The following is a 15,331-nucleotide window of genomic DNA, read 5'->3' as shown; positions in this document are numbered from 1 at the left end:
CCCGCTGCCAGGCGTGACCGCAACCAAACCCGGCAGTTGTACAACTCCCCTGCCCGGCGTTGTCCCCGATATTGTCTCAGCAGACGGGGAAAGTCTCGGCGATAACCAGGGCGGTCTGTTGGTCATGCGTCAACCCTGGCCGCATATGCTGCGAACCCTGTATGGTGACCACGACCGCTTCAAAGAAGTCTACTTCAGTACGATTCCCGGCTGTTATCTGGCAGGCGACAGTGCCCGCCGCGATGAAGATGGTTACTACTGGATCATGGGCCGCATCGACGATGTGATCAATGTCTCCGGTCACCGCCTGAGTACGATGGAAGTGGAAAGTGCCCTCGTTTCCCATCCGAAAGTAGCAGAAGCGGCCGTCGTGGGCTTCCCGCATGAACTAAAAGGGGAAGGCATCTGCTGCTTTGTCTCTTTGAAAAGTGATGAAAGTCCGGACGAATTGAAGGAAGAACTGAAACAGCATGTGCGCACGCAGATTGGTGTTGTCGCGACTCCCGATCAAATCCGGTTCGCCGCCGCACTTCCCAAAACCCGCAGTGGTAAAATCATGCGACGTCTGCTGCGTGATATCGCGGCCGGCCGGGAAAGCACAGGTGACACAACCACGCTGGAAGACTTCTCTGTGATCGCCAATTTAAGCAAAAGTGAAGACTGATTCACCGGGTTGCAGAAACAGCGCCTGACACTACTTCGCAGGATGGCCGGACTTCGACCATCCTGCTGTTTGTTTACCGCAGTCGAATCGAGGTATTTTGATGTCCGATGATCAGCTTTCTCAACTGTTTGAGCAGGTCCGCCAGGGAGCACTCTCCGTCGAGCAGGCTGTCGTACAGTTCCAGGAACAGGCACCTCTGAAAACAGGCGCGCTTGCATCCGCGAGCATCGACCTCGATCGCAGTACAAGATGTGGTTATCCCGAAGTCGTATTCTGTGAAGGAAAAACATCCGCTTCCCTGGTTGAAATTTTCACACTGCTGCTGGAAGCAAAACAGCGCTGCCTGGGAACGCGTATCTCAGAAGAGCAGGCAGAAGTCGTGCTCAAACAGTTTCCCCAGGCAATCTACAATCAGACAGCCCGCACGATTCGCATTCCTGAAAAAGATGCGGCCTTCGATGAAGAACTGATCTCAGGAAAAATCGCGGTCTTGACTGCGGGTACCAGTGACCGTCCTGTTGCAGAAGAAGCAATCGAAACATTGATCTGGATGGGCTACGAACCGGACTTCATTGTCGACGTGGGGGTAGCAGGTCCACACCGGCTGCAGGAACAGTTGCCGCGTATCCAAAATGTTTCCGCCATCATTGTTGCCGCCGGGATGGAAGGCGCACTCCCTTCTGTTGTCGGAGGCTGGGTCTCCTGTCCGGTCATCGCGGTACCCACCAGCGTCGGTTACGGTGCCAGCCTGGGAGGCATGGCGGCGCTGCTGGGCATGCTTAACAGTTGTGCTGCGAATGTGACGGTGGTTAATATCAATGCAGGCTTCAAAGCCGGTTTTATCGCCGGCCTGATCGCCGACCAGAATCAGAAAACATCCTGATGCACGCCCCCCGACTCAATTAAGAGAGCCCTGCCATGCCGACTTCATCTCCGCGTCATAAGTCCTGCCTCTTCCTGTTCACTCTCATCTGTTTTGCCATACCAACGAGTCCTCTCCCGGCTGCGGATTCAGAAACTGATCCGGAATTCACACCCCTTGTGCGTGTCGTTGATCTGAATGTCGGCGAGTCGACCACGATGACGCTCAGCAATGGCGAACAGGTTCAGGTAAAATTGCTTGATCTCAAGGAAACCCGCGATCCCATTCGCCAGGCAGTGCGCAGCGCCATCGTCACCGTGGAAGTGGATGGCGAAACGATCCAGTTGGAATCGGGGATGTATAATCTGCCGCAAACGATTGGTAAAGTACAGATCGACTGTTCGATTACCGGCGGTTACAACTCCAACGGCACCCCCTCCTTCTGGGGGCTCGATAAAGACGCCCGCCTGCGGTTCTGGCCCAAAGGTTCCCCACTGATGAAACTAGGTTCGTTTATCTACCCGGTCGAGCAGCGCTGGTTTGCCACGCGGACCTGGTACGACAATGAACCCGTCGATGGCGGCACAAAAATCCTGCCGAAGATTTATTATCACAGCGGCCTCGATATCGGCGGTGCCGAGAAGCTGACACGCGTCATCGCGGCCACCGATGGGATCGTGGTTTCAGCGGGTGATGAAGTGCTGGATGCCCACAAAAAAGATACGCCGGTCGCCCCACGCTATGATGTCGTTTACCTCCGCGATACCCGTGGCTGGTACTACCGCTACAGCCACCTGCATGAAATCAATGAGCGTATCAAACCGGGACGCATCATCAAGCAGGGAGAAGAAATCGGTCTCCTGGGAAAAAAAGGAGCCAGTGGTGGCTGGTCGCATCTGCACTTTGAAATCAAAAGCCGACAACCATCGGGCAAATGGGGCACGCAGGCCGGCTATGCGTTGATCTGGGAAGCGTACCGCAATCAATATCAACCCAAACTGGTTGCCAACAGCCGCCGCAAACATTTTATCAAAGCGGGCGAATCCACGGTTCTCAAAGGCACACAATCTTATAGTGTCGATGATAGTATTCAGAGCTACGAGTGGACCTTTTGCGATGGCACGAAAGCCACTGGACCGGAAATCAAACGAACCTACGACAAGCCTGGTACCTATAGCGAGATTCTTAAAGTCACGGACAAAGCCGGGAATGTCGATTACGATTTCGCAGAAGTGCAGGTACTCGATCCCCAAAACATGGAAGAGTATGTGCCTCGCATTCACGCCTCTTACTGGCCTTCCCTTAATAACAAAGTTGGCGAGCCGATTACGTTTAAAGTTCGCTCGTTCGGAAATACGATGGGGAAAGAAGTCTGGGACTTCGGCGATGGCAGCCCGACGATCAGCGTGAAATCGGACGGCAACGTGAAACCGCTGGATGAAGATGGCTACGCAATCACAAAGCACACCTATCAGAAACCAGGTGACTACCTGGTGAAAGTCGAACGCAGCCGCGAAGATGGCGTGAAAGCAGTGACACACCTGCATGTGCGCGTAGAACCGTAATTCGATATCTCCACATCGTCCCGTGGGCAGTTCCATGTGTCCGCCCGCCTGGTGAAAATCGAACTGGCTTGAGACTCGGAACGGGACCAGTAATAACATTCGCAGCGCATCAAAGCAAAGTACGTCGAGACCGCGGGCGAACACATGGGTTCGCCCCGACGGGGTTGGTTTCCTGTTCGCAGGGAATTGAGTTCTCTGCTGGCATTTGGTCAGTGGCGGTTTTACAATATTTGTGATCTTCTGTTTTCTGTCACACTCTTTCTGTTTTTCCTGCCTGGATTCTGCCTGCCATGAAATTTCCTCCGTTGATGCGCTGTCTGACTTTTGTTGCCCTGCTGTCTATTCACTCCGTCTCACTGTATGCAGATCCTGTCAATGCAGCGAAACCGGCGGCCACCGTGGATTTCAAGTCGGCGGTCCAGCAACGTCTGCAGTCGCTGCAGAAACAACCCGCGTTGATTCATTCCGCCATCGGTGTCACCCGTAAAGAAACACCGATCCCTTGTGTGTTTTCCCCAGAGGACTTGAACTTAGCCACAGGGAAAACCCGCATCCTGTTAATTGGCGGGTTGGATGGATCAAAGGCATCCGTGAACGCGGTGATTGATGCCGTCGAATGGTTTTACACGGCTGACGTCGCCGCACCACTGCGGGAAAAATATTCTCTGTCTGCTGTTCCCATCGCGAACCCGGATGGCTGGGCTCTGCAGCAGGGACCCAAAAACGCCACGGGAGGCAACCCGACGCATGGCTACCCCCCAATGGGAGATGCATATCTCAGCCCGACGAAACCAGAGACCGAATATCTGTGGCGCTGGATTGGAATGCACGCCCCGGACCTGGTACTTGATGTCCGCGAAGGCAAACCGTTTCAATGGGTCGTGCCCGTGGACAGTCTGCCGACAACGAAGACGTTGGGAAATAAATTACAACCACAGATCAAACCGGTATTCGGCTGGGAGCTGGTATCGGCTCTCGCCTTCAAATCACCGTCAAACGTCGGTCGTGTGCCGGCACTGGCTGTGGAACTGGAGGCGAGTTCTCCGCGTGCCTTTCTGCCTGAGCTGCTGACCGCGATGGAACAGTGTTCCTTTCAAGGACCTTCCCCGGCCCGACTGGAGTTGATGCGACGCCTGCAACGAACTCCCATTCAGGTTGCGACCCAGCTGGCAAACGTGTATGGCCATGACCTGGGAGGACTCTCATATCTGCCCGCATTGTCGCTGATTGGTCAGATCAAGCTGGGCGAACTGACGGCTGACCCGAGTCGTCTGGCAGCGGTGGAAAAAATCACGCAGGCCTATCTCAAGAAAAATCCTGACCCCCTCAAAAAGGGAGGGGGCGGCAGCCTGATCGCCGGGCACCTGTTGTTTTCTGAACTGGCCAAAGCGACCGGAAACCCTCAGTATCTTCAGCTGGCACAACAGGCGGCTGACCTCGGATTTGACGATGAGGGAAAAATGAAGGAATCGATGCCGCATCATGTGGAGATGAGTGATGCCGTGTTTATGTCCTGTCCTATCCTGGCAGCCGTCGGTCGACTGACGGGAGAGACGAAGTATTATGAGATGGCACTCAGGCACTGGCGGTTCATCCAGGACATGGATCAGCGCCCGGATGGCATCTATCAGAATTCCCCGCTCAGCGATGCGGCCTGGGGACGCGGTAACGGCTTTCCTGCTTTGGGACTGGCACTGGTCTTATCAGAACTCCCCTTGAATTCCCCGTTGCGGGAACAGTTCATTGAGGGGCATCGTAAGCACTTGGAAGCACTCAGTCGTCACCAGGATCCGACGGGTATGTGGCACCAGGTGATTGATCACCCGGAAAGTTACCGCGAAATGACGTCTACCTGCATGATCACATTTTCGATGATTCGTGGCGTGCGTGAAGGCTGGCTGGACGCGAAGATATATACGCCGATCATTGAGCGTGCCTGGTATGGCATCAAAACCCGCGTCGCCTTTGACGGGACGCTCGTCGATGTCTGTACGGGAACCGGCAAACAGAAAAACCTGCGGGGCTATCTCGACCGCATGGCGATCCTGGGAACCGACGCCCGCGGCGGTGCGATGGCGTTCCTGGTCTCCAATGAAATGGCACAGTGGCTGAATGAACGTGACAACGCCGCACAACAGAGACGGGATTGAACCGCTCTCGCATTAATCTTCACGGAAACAAATCCGACCTCTGTTCTGGAAAAACGGATTCGACATCGGTTATGCTGGAAGCAACGCGCTTTACTGACTTGAATTCATTGAAGAGGTCCTGCATGTTGCCCCGCATTTTTCTGACGCTGATCCTGCCTGCCTGTGTTCTGCTACCAACTGTGATTTCCAGCGAAGCACAAGCGGAAACCACCGAATTGCAGGCCGGCGCCGCTGCCATCGACATCACCCCCCCGGTGGGAACCTCGCTGGATGGTGTGATCTCGAAAAATGGTCCGGTGACTGGCGTGCATGACCGAATTTTTTCGCGGGCGCTTGTACTCGCTGACGGGGACACACGGATTGCCATTTGCGTGAATGACCTGTGCATGGTCGAGCGGAGTTACTTTGATCGGGCGAAAAAAATCGTCTTTGAGAAAACCGGGCTACCCGTCGATCGCATCCTGATGACCAGCACGCACACGCATGCCGCCCCGCGTGTACCGTATGGTCGTGCCACTGAGCAGGATGACGTCTATTACGAACAGCTGGTTGAACAGATGGCCGCCGCCATCATTCAGGCGGAGCAGAACCTGGCACCGGCGCAAATTGCCTGGGGCTCCTTCGATGCCGGTAAGTATGCCGCCTGTCGTCGCTTTCTGGCGGAGAAAGGCAGTGTCTCGATAAACCCGTTCGGAGTGGCAGGAGAGCAGATCAAGTCGGTCGCCGGCCAGAGCAAATCAATCATCCAGCCCGCGGCACCTGTCGATCCGCAATGCTCCCTGCTTTCCGTTCAACACCGAGATGGAACGCCTCTGGCAATCCTGGGCAACATGAGCATTCACTATTGCGGGGGTTACCAGAAAGGTCAGATCAGTGCCGACTATTTTGGCGCTTACACCAGACATCTCGCGAAAAAACAGACGACGGAAAATTCACATCCCCCGTTTGTGGGCATGCTTTCCAACGGCACGAGCGGCAACGTGGGTGCCGTCATGAAACAGGACAAAAAGAAGTATGCGGCGTTTGAATGGATCGAAGAAGCGGGTAAGCAGTTTGCAGAACAGTCGCTGAAAGTCATTGACCAACTGGACCACCAGTCAGACTGGAACATAAACATGATCGAACAGGAACTGGAGCTGGGGATTCGTCGTCCGGATGCAGCACGGCTGAGATGGGCGCGTGATATTCTGGAACATCCACAACAGAAAACCCCTCATCGGTGGTCGAAGATTTATGCAACGGAAGCGGTGGAACTCAGTAAGTATCCTCCCACAGAGAAAATCAAGATTCAGGCGATTCGCATTGGTGAACTGGGGATCGTGGGTTTGCCTTGCGAAGTGTTTACGGAAACCGGACTGGCGATCAAAGACCAGAGCCCGTTCAAAGCGACCTTCTCGATGGAACTGGCGAATGGCTCGAGCGGCTATCTGCCTACTCCCGCACAGCATGCCCTGGGAGGTTATGAAACCTGGCCGGCACGCAGCAGTTATCTGGAAATCGATGCGGAAACCAAAATCCGCCAGACCGCGCTCAAACTGCTCAACCAGTTACACGACTGAATGAGGCGTTATTTCTCCAGCCAGCTGCTGAGTGTCACGTTGACTGACTTCGGTTTGCCATTGCGAATCAGCAGGACCTCGACTTTATCACCGGCTTCTTTTTTGCCGATGAGATCTACCAGGCTGTTAAAGTTTTCCACTTTTTGATCACCAAACTGGACGATCAGGTCGCCGGACTGGATGCCTGCTTTCGCTGCTGCCAGTCCCTCGCTGACATCCCCCACGCGACATCCGCCAGCTTCGACACCACCCGCCTGGGATGATGAGATGCCCAGCATCGCGTCGCTGTCGCGCGTCTGGAAGCGGGTAGAGGGAAGCGCGCGTACTAAATCATCCATCGCCAGTTCCGGGATCGTGTTGCCTTTGATCATATAGAGCGTCTCCAGGTTTCTGATCCGCTTTATGAACCGCAGGCCCCGTTCCATTCCCCCTTCCTTGATATTATCGCCGACTTTTTCATCACCGCCCTCTTTTGCGTTCCCGCCTTCTTCCGTCGCTTCTTTTGTTTTTTCATTCCCTGACCACCACTTCTCACCCAGAACAATGTAGCGGACCTGGCCTGGTTCCCTTGTACTGGCACCCGGAGTTTTGGCAATATCTTCCGCGGTCCAGAAGATCACTTTGCCGCCCATTTTTGTGATTTCGCGGACCGCACGTTTTTCGCGAATATCCGCGTGGCGATCAATGGCCTCTTCCGCCCGGATAGCCACCGAGGGATTATTGGCATGCGTCAATTGTTCCAGCGCATCTTCAGCCCGGCCGATGGATTTTTCCTTCCCCTGAATGTAAACCTGCTCGATCACCAGAATCGCACGGACCGCCGCTTCCAGACTGTCACCCCGGGTCACTTTCAAAAGGGGTTCGATAATCTGCTCACCATATTCGGGCAGCTTCTGCGTTGCTTCTTGCCGAGCCTGGAAGTCGTCGCTTTCCAGATCAAAGATGTAGTCAATCGCTGGCTGTGGCAGCGGCTGAGGTTCGTCTTTCGCAGTGACCTCTGACGTGAAACAGAGAGACGCCATGCACAGCGCAGAACCTGTCAGCAAAATCAAACGGTTTCTCATCGGGTTGGTCCCTCTTATAGATAATTCTGTCGTACCAGAGTGACATGCTGCTGGAGCACATCACATTTCACCTGAGCGACTCTCCCATGATGAGACTCGGGCCAAAGGGCACGAGAGTCGCTACAGTAAAGCTGGACACAGTCTATTTTCGAACAAACCCGGGTGTAAATCAATACGAGACACCACGCTGAACACAGGAAAACAGGCTATTTCTCCTGTTTTAAAGCGGAAAGCAGCAGTCCGGGTCGATCTGTGGTAATGCCGGTCACTCCCATTGCTGCCAGTTTTTTCGCATCTGCCACCTTGTTGACCGTCCAGACATACACGGGCAGGTCGGCTGCTTTCGCCTGTTCTACAAAGGCTTTATTCACGAAACCATTATAGCCCAGATCCAGTCCATCCAGGTTCGCTGCTTTGGCTTTCTGAATGTAGTAATCCGGCTTGTGCTGCCACTTACGGGTCACTTTGTTCTGTTTCACCTTGAACACCCAGATGACTTCCAGCTCGGGCATTAACTGTTTGGCCTGCTGCATTGTCTCATATTCAAAGCCGATAATCGCAGTCTGGGCGGCTGTTTTGCCGGAAGCAGCCAGTTCCTGTTTCAGTTGCGGCAGGACTTCGGGACCACATTTGATTTCAATAAACAGCCGCTTCTGATCCGGAATGGTCTCCAGAATCTGGGTCAACGTGGGAATCCGTTCTGCTTTGTACTTCGCATTTTTCCAGGCACCCACGTCCAGAGTCTGCAGTTCGTCGAAGGTCTGCTCTTTGACTTCCCGATCACGTCCGCCGATGCGTTTGGTGGTTTTATCATGATAAGCGACGATCTTGCCGTCTTTGGACAGGTAGATATCGATCTCGACCGCATCCGCTTTGCGCTCCCAGGCCAGATTGACGGAAGCGAGCGTGTTCTCAGGAGCATCATACGATGCGCCCCGGTGCCCGATAATCTCGACGGCAGAAAGTGAAGTTGTTGCTGTCATGATCAGGAGTCCTGCCCCATAAGAAAGAAACCTCGAAATTCGTCTAGCCAACATTCTATTCTATCCTCACTAAATGCGATCTGTTTTGCTGCGACCAGCCACTGATTTCCACGTCGCTCAACCTGCAAGTTATATCGATTGATATTAAAGACTTGTAAAGAATCGATGAAATTCTTCAATCACTGTCACCGGAAGTCAGCAGCAGCTTCTGTTCAGAATACAAACAAACCACTCCGCTGGAAATAGTCTGCAGGCTTCCCGGCCATTGCTTGACGACCGGCAGTATCACTTCTAAACTCATTTTTTGCAAACGAAAGAGTTTCGCAGATCCCCTGTGCCAGCAGTCAGATCGGTGTTCTCTGATGTTGGCAGGTCGCAAATTGTATATTTCCAAGGAGCCTGGTCGGTGAAAATTCAGGTGAACGGTGAAACCCGCGAGGTCCCGGCTGAATTCACAGTCGCCGATCTGCTGGTGGAACTGGCACTGCAGCCAAAGTATCTGGCTGTCGAACGAAATTTAATTTTAATTCCACGCGAAGAACATGCTGCCTGCGCGCTGCAGGAGGGCGATCGCCTGGAAATTGTAACACTGGTAGGCGGTGGGTAATTATTATGGCAACAATCGGCAGCACAGAATCATCTCTCATACTGGGAACGCATCATCTGAATTCCCGTCTGATCGTAGGCACGGGCAAGTACTCAACTTACGAACTGATGCAGGAGAGCCTGGAAGTCAGTGGCGCCGATGTGATTACCGTGGCGGTCCGCCGTGAACGCCTGATTGATTCGGATGGGCGTAATATTCTCGATTTCATCGATCTGGATAAATACACGATTCTTCCCAACACTGCCGGCTGTTTCTCTGCCGAAGATGCCGTCCGCGTCGCCCGCATGGGTCGCGAAATTCTGCGCGGCCTGGAAAACCCGGGCGCCGACTGGGTCAAGATCGAAGTGCTCGGCGATACCAAAACACTGCTCCCCGATCCGGTCGCGACACTCGAAGCCACAAAGCAATTGGTCGATGAAGGCTTCTCGGTTCTCTGTTACTCAACCGATGATCCGATTACCGCGAAACGGCTGAAAGAAGCCGGCGCCACTTCTGTGATGCCTGCAGGCAGCCCGATCGGCAGCGGACAGGGAATTCTGAATCCGAACAACATCCGCATCTGCCTGGAATATCTCAAAGAAAATGACCCGGATTACCCGGTGATCGTCGACGCCGGCGTCGGGACTGCCAGTGATGTGACCATCGCAATGGAACTCGGCTGCGATGGCGTGCTGCTCAATACAGGCATCGCCGGTGCCCAGGATCCGGTGCGAATGGCGCGGGCGATGAAACACGGCATCGAAGCGGGACGCGACGCATACCTCGCCGGCCGCATTCCCAGGAAATTGTATGCAACCGCATCCAGCCCCGAAACCGGCGTGATCGCCCCGAAACGATAATCGATCGCGTTCTGACTGCTATTCCGACTTCTCCGGCTTCGGCTTTGATTCCGAAGTGGCAGCGGGTTGTGTCTTCCAGGCAGGCTGACGGTTCGCGATAATGATCACGCTGAGTTGATTTAATCCGGTGATGCCTCCGACTTCGCCTTGAACCGAGCTCACTTTCCACGTTGCCGTCGCATCGCGAACACCGTCATCGGCTAATGCTTTATTCAGTTTCGCGAGCGCTGCTTTAATGGCTTCATCATACGATCCGCTGTTGGATGTCCCTTTAAATCGTCGCACGCGCGGTCTGGCTTTTGACTGTTCTTCATTGAAGAGCACTACCTTCACTCCGTCATCGACGCCATGCACGCGGATTCCCTTGACCCAGAACGGCATCCCGACCCAGCGGTCTCTGGCTTTGACTTCCGAGATGACGGCAATCGCCGGCTGCGTGGGCGGCACTGCTTTCAGATAGTAATCCTGAATGCCATCTTCAGGCGGTTTGCGATAGCTCACCCGCGTCAGGGTCACATCGGTAAAGCCGCCACTGGGAACTTCTCCGCTCACCGCAACAAACAGCTGAGGGGGATTCGTGGTCAGTACCTGGGTCTCCACCTTTTTAATCTTTTTGACGGTCTCTGGTTCCACCGGGGGATCAGCAGCAGAGAGGGAATTGAGACAGCAGTTTGTCAGAATCAAGATCAGTAAAGCACAGACGCTCTGTTTGAAATCATTCATGGGACACCCTTTGAAAGTTAAGACACAGAATCTCTCTGTCAGGTACCAGCGCGTTTACTGCCTGACCTTTTTCAGGACGCATTGAAGCCGCAATCCGTTCCAGGAAATCGATATCAAGTCGGGAATATCGAATCGACCATCCCGGACAATCCTTCTATCTTGCCTCAATCACCTGCCACTGATCTTCTGATGAGAAAGGATCGATGAGTTGCGCCAGGCCGGCATCGACCAGTTCCTGTCCGGAGACGAATTTCCCGGGTCGCGTCCATTGATCCAGCAGACTCTGTTCACAACCGAAAAGCTGTGCCTGCAACCGGTCGAAATCGGATTCCATGATTTTGAAATGCCGCGCCCATTCCGCTGCTTCCTCAAACCGGACATCATCTTCACTCTGCCAGCGGATCGGGTGAAACAGCAGTGTGGTATAAGTGGTTACGAAACGCTGCCTGCAGGCCGCAAAGGGCAGAATCGCCGCAGACGAGCATTCCCCCAAAGCAACGCCGGCCACGTTCAACTTGCGTAGTCGGATCAGGCTGGCAAGCGTCAGTCCCGCATAGACGGAACCGCCGGGCGAATCAAAGTAAATCGTGCCGCGACTGCCGCGGGGCAGTTCCACAATCCGCGAGACCAGGTCGGTCTCTTTATCACCCAGATCTCCCGACAAGGCAATTTCCCATGCCGGTTCTCGATCCCGTGATCCCTGATTCCGCAAACCAGACGATTTCCCGGGATATGATTTCAGGGGAGACAGGGTTCGCAACCGTCGTTTCGTATTCATTGTTTTCAGATGTGTCTTCAGATAAGAGTCGGGTGATCTATTTTTCTCAAGCTACTCAGGATAACAGATTAAAAGGTCATTTCGCAAACAGAGTTTCGGTTCAGTTCCAGAAAAAATCATTGAAATCGTCTGTGCGACTTGGCGCAGCAATGCCATTCAGCACACAATAACTGATAGTAATTAACTAACCCGTTACGACCAAATGCCTTTTGAGGAATTTTCGCTGTGAAAATCTTGCTAAGTATACTCTGCCTGTTTGTCGGCTTCAGCTCAGTGGCCGACGCGAAAGACGCCCCTGTCCAAATCACAAAAAATGGTACGAAAGTCAATGTGACGATCGATGGAAAACCATTCACCACCTATCACACCGGCGGAGATCTTCCCAAGCCGTTTTTCTCTCCCGTGCGCGCCGCGGATGGCACAATCATCACCCGCTCACTGGTCGACCCCGAAGATCACCCCCACCACAAAGGGATCTGGGTGGCCGTCGATGAAGTCAACGAAGTTGACTTCTGGGCAGAAAAGGGCAAGATCAAAAACAGCGATGTGAAAATCAAAAAAGCTGACGGCAATCCCGCCGTGATGCAGGTCACCAATCAGTGGCTCGGCGAAGACGGAAAACCGATCGTTACCGAAACCACCGTGATCTCAATCTATGCCAACCGACTCCTGACTTATGACATCACTTTCAAAGCCGGTGATAAACCGGTTGTCTTCGAAGACACCAAAGAAGGCCTGTTCGGAATTCGTCTACCCAACGGCATGCGGGAAAAAGAAGAAGGCAGTGTTGAGAATAACACCGGAATTAAAGGCACCAAAGACAACTGGGGCAAACCTACCGAATGGATCGACTACTACGGTCCGCTCAACGGCAAACTGTATGGCGTGGCTCTGATGGACTCTCCACAGAACTTCAAAAAATCACGTTACCACGTTCGCAACTACGGCCTGTTTACCATCAGCCCCTTTGGCGATCATTCCTACACGAACAAAAAGTCGCCGGCTGACCCCAAGCACCTCAAAGCCGGGGAAACGTTCAATCTGACGTACGGCCTGTATATTCATGAAGGCAATACACAACAGGGCAACGTCGCTGACGCCTATCAGCAGTTCCTGAAAGTAACCGGCACTAAACCAGCTGCTAAAAAACAGACAGCAAAGCCACAACCCAAAGCGAAGAAAGTATCGGCGGCTCCGAAAAAACCAGCGGCGCCTCCTGCCAAAAAAGTCGCTCAGGCTCCCTATGAAGAACAGAGTGCCCCGGTCGAACCGATTCCTGCCACACAAGCGGTCTCCAACCCGGACTGCAACTGCTGCCCGGCTCCCGTGCAGAGACGGCGTGGCCTGTTTCGCTTCCGTCGCAACCGCTAAAAGCGCACGTTAGTTCACACTGCAGCCAGCCAGATACGTCTTCGGTCTGTATAATCGGAGATTCCGTTAAAAGATCACAGTCTGTATCTGGCTAAGCGCCTGCTATTCATTGCGGGCCGTTGCCTGCTTGAATAAGATCAGCTTCATTGTTTTTGCCTTGAGGAGCATTCAGGCGAACCTCGGCTCCTTAGCGCGGATCATACCCTGCAGGATACGTCAGGATCGATGAGCCATCAGCGGTTCTCGATGCGGTCTGTTGAATTGATACAAATAGTCCGCATCTACTCCTGACCGCGCGGGATCCACACGAACGTTTTTTCGGTACTGCAGCTTTCTTACCAAGGACATACTAAGGTGTTACGAACACATACCTGTGGCGAATTAAGAACAGATCATGTCGGGCAGACAGTCACACTGGCGGGCTGGGTGATCCGCGGTCGCGACCATGGTGGCCTGGCATTCATCGACCTGCGCGATCGCTACGGAGTGACCCAGATTGTGTTCAACCCCGATCGCGACGCCGACATGCACGAGCTGGCCCGTTCCCTGCGAGCGGAAGACGTCATCCAGGTCGCCGGCGAAGTCGTACTGCGGGATGACCGGGAAAACGAAAAACTGGCGACCGGAAAAATTGAGATCCGCGCCCACGAACTCAAAGTACTCAATAAAAGCAAGACACCTCCGTTCGAACCTGGCACGAGCGAACTTCCGAATGAAGAACTGCGGCTGACCTATCGCTTCCTCGATCTGCGCAGCGAACGTCTGCAGGAAGCCTTAAAAGTCCGACATCGCCTGACCAAGCTGACGCGCGACTATTTCGACGAACACCGGTTCCTGGAAATTGAGACGCCCATCCTGGGACGCAGTACACCGGAAGGAGCCCGCGATTACCTCGTCCCCAGCCGCGTCCACGAAGGCAGCTTTTATGCCTTGCCCCAGTCGCCCCAGATCTACAAACAGATTCTGATGATTGGCGGCTACGACCGTTACATGCAGATCGCCCGCTGTTTCCGCGATGAAGACCTGCGTGCCGACCGTCAGCCGGAATTCACACAGATCGACCTCGAGATGGCGTTCGTCGAACAGGAAGACATTCTGACTTTAATCGACGGCCTGATCGCCCTCCTTCTGAAAGAGCTGCGGAACATCGAAATCACCGATGCTCTGCCCCGCTATGATTATCATGATGTGATGGAAAAATACGGATCGGATAAACCGGATCTGCGGTTTGGGCTGGAACTGATCGACGTGGGTGAGATCGCAGCCAGTTGTGACTTTGCCGTTTTCAAAAAGACCATGGAAACCGGTGGCCGCGTCAGAGGTTTAAACGCCAAAGCTGCCGCCGACCGCTACAGCCGCAAAGACATTGACGGCCTGACTGAATTCGTTGGTGAATATGGTGCCAAAGGGCTGGCCTTCTTCAAAGTCACCGAGGAAGGGCTGCATTCTCCCATCGCAAAGTTCTTCTCCGATGAAGACAAGCAGAAGATCATGGATGCCATGCAGGCCCAAGTCGGCGATCTGCTGTTCTTCGTAGCCGATCAGTGCGCAGTAACCTCAGCGGCCCTGGCAGCCCTGAGAAACCGCCTGGGTAAAGAGCTGGAACTGTATGGGCCCGATGATTTCAAATGCTGCTGGGTCGTCAATTTTCCGCTGCTCTCCTACAACGAAGAAGAAAAACGCTGGGACGCCGAACACCATCCCTTCTGTCAGCCCGTTGAAGAAGACGTGCAGTACTTCGAAAGTGACCCGGCCAAAGTGCGGGCACAATCGTATGACCTGGTGATGAATGGTTATGAATTAGCCAGCGGCAGCGTGCGTGTGCACGATCAGAAAGTGCAGCAGACCATCTTTGATTTACTGGGGATCTCGGCAGAAGAAGCGGAAGAGCGGTTCGGCTTCCTGCTGCAGGCCCTGCGTTACGGAGCTCCCCCACACGCCGGTGCTGCCCTGGGACTGGATCGTCTGGTGATGCTGATTTGCGGAAACGATAATATCCGTGACGTCATCGCCTTCCCCAAAACTCAGAAAGCAGCCGACCTGCTGAGTGGTGCTCCCTCAGAAGTCGACCCACACCAGCTCCGCGATCTCCGGATCAAAGTTGACATTCCCAGGTAAGGAATGTGCGGGCATAATAGGGTGACACCCCCTAAAGGAGAACTGACT

Annotated in this window: 12 protein-coding genes and 1 pseudogene; 9 read left to right on the top strand and 4 right to left on the bottom strand. The window is 53.9% G+C overall.

Going from position 1 to position 15,331, the window contains the following annotated elements; genetic code table 11:
- The 5 genes and pseudogenes from AACZ40_RS22215 to AACZ40_RS22195 all read left to right on the top strand — a co-directional run.
- Positions 1-664 (top strand): annotated as a pseudogene (locus AACZ40_RS22215) (acetyl-coenzyme A synthetase); the annotation flags it as partial.
- A 100-nt stretch (positions 665-764) separates the two neighbouring features.
- Entirely contained in the window at positions 765-1,547 is a 783-nt protein-coding gene (larB, locus tag AACZ40_RS22210) for a nickel pincer cofactor biosynthesis protein LarB (protein WP_291176478.1), read from the top strand.
- A gap of 35 nt (positions 1,548-1,582) precedes the next feature.
- Positions 1,583-3,091, top strand: coding sequence for a PKD domain-containing protein (locus tag AACZ40_RS22205; protein WP_291176481.1), 1,509 nt, complete (start codon positions 1,583-1,585; stop codon positions 3,089-3,091).
- A 290-nt stretch (positions 3,092-3,381) separates the two neighbouring features.
- Complete coding sequence (locus AACZ40_RS22200; RefSeq protein ID WP_291176483.1) at positions 3,382-5,241, top strand: glycoside hydrolase family 88 protein; 1,860 nt, start codon at positions 3,382-3,384, stop codon at positions 5,239-5,241.
- A 122-nt stretch (positions 5,242-5,363) separates the two neighbouring features.
- A complete protein-coding gene (locus tag AACZ40_RS22195) occupies positions 5,364-6,800 on the top strand; it encodes a neutral/alkaline non-lysosomal ceramidase N-terminal domain-containing protein (RefSeq protein ID WP_291176485.1) in 1,437 nt (478 codons plus the stop codon).
- Positions 6,801-6,808: 8 nt separating this feature from the next.
- Here AACZ40_RS22195 and AACZ40_RS22190 read toward each other — a convergent pair whose 3' ends face one another.
- Positions 6,809-7,822, bottom strand: coding sequence for a PDZ domain-containing protein (locus AACZ40_RS22190; RefSeq protein ID WP_339675885.1), 1,014 nt, complete (start codon positions 7,820-7,822; stop codon positions 6,809-6,811).
- A 248-nt stretch (positions 7,823-8,070) separates the two neighbouring features.
- Positions 8,071-8,847 carry a glycerophosphodiester phosphodiesterase gene (locus AACZ40_RS22185; protein WP_291176490.1) on the bottom strand — a complete coding sequence of 259 codons (777 nt, stop codon included), beginning with the start codon at positions 8,845-8,847 and terminating at the stop codon, positions 8,071-8,073.
- A 406-nt stretch (positions 8,848-9,253) separates the two neighbouring features.
- Here AACZ40_RS22185 and thiS point away from each other — a divergent pair, with 406 nt between their 5' ends.
- Both thiS and AACZ40_RS22175 read left to right on the top strand, forming a co-directional pair.
- Positions 9,254-9,454, top strand: coding sequence for a sulfur carrier protein ThiS (gene thiS / locus AACZ40_RS22180; RefSeq protein WP_145223693.1), 201 nt, complete (start codon positions 9,254-9,256; stop codon positions 9,452-9,454).
- A 5-nt stretch (positions 9,455-9,459) separates the two neighbouring features.
- The gene (locus tag AACZ40_RS22175) at positions 9,460-10,293 is read left to right on the top strand and encodes a thiazole synthase (protein ID WP_291176496.1); all 834 of its coding nucleotides are present in this window, start codon (positions 9,460-9,462) and stop codon (positions 10,291-10,293) included.
- A gap of 18 nt (positions 10,294-10,311) precedes the next feature.
- On the opposite strand, the gene AACZ40_RS22170 is transcribed toward AACZ40_RS22175, so the two are convergent.
- Entirely contained in the window at positions 10,312-11,016 is a 705-nt protein-coding gene (locus AACZ40_RS22170) for a hypothetical protein (protein WP_291176498.1), read from the bottom strand.
- 154 nt (positions 11,017-11,170) lie between these two features.
- Positions 11,171-11,794: an ATP-dependent Clp protease proteolytic subunit gene (locus AACZ40_RS22165; protein WP_291176501.1), complete on the bottom strand. Its 624-nt coding sequence runs from the start codon at positions 11,792-11,794 to the stop codon at positions 11,171-11,173.
- 225 nt (positions 11,795-12,019) lie between these two features.
- Here AACZ40_RS22165 and AACZ40_RS22160 point away from each other — a divergent pair, with 225 nt between their 5' ends.
- Positions 12,020-13,165 carry a PmoA family protein gene (locus AACZ40_RS22160; protein WP_291176504.1) on the top strand — a complete coding sequence of 382 codons (1,146 nt, stop codon included), beginning with the start codon at positions 12,020-12,022 and terminating at the stop codon, positions 13,163-13,165.
- Positions 13,166-13,519: 354 nt separating this feature from the next.
- Complete coding sequence (aspS, locus tag AACZ40_RS22155) at positions 13,520-15,283, top strand: aspartate--tRNA ligase (RefSeq protein ID WP_291176507.1); 1,764 nt, start codon at positions 13,520-13,522, stop codon at positions 15,281-15,283.
- Positions 15,284-15,331 lie beyond the last annotated feature (48 nt).

Source organism: uncultured Gimesia sp. (assembly GCF_963972345.1).
GTDB lineage: Bacteria > Planctomycetota > Planctomycetia > Planctomycetales > Planctomycetaceae > Gimesia.
Note: the sequence above shows the minus strand (reverse complement) of the source record. Positions and strands in the feature narration are given on the sequence as shown.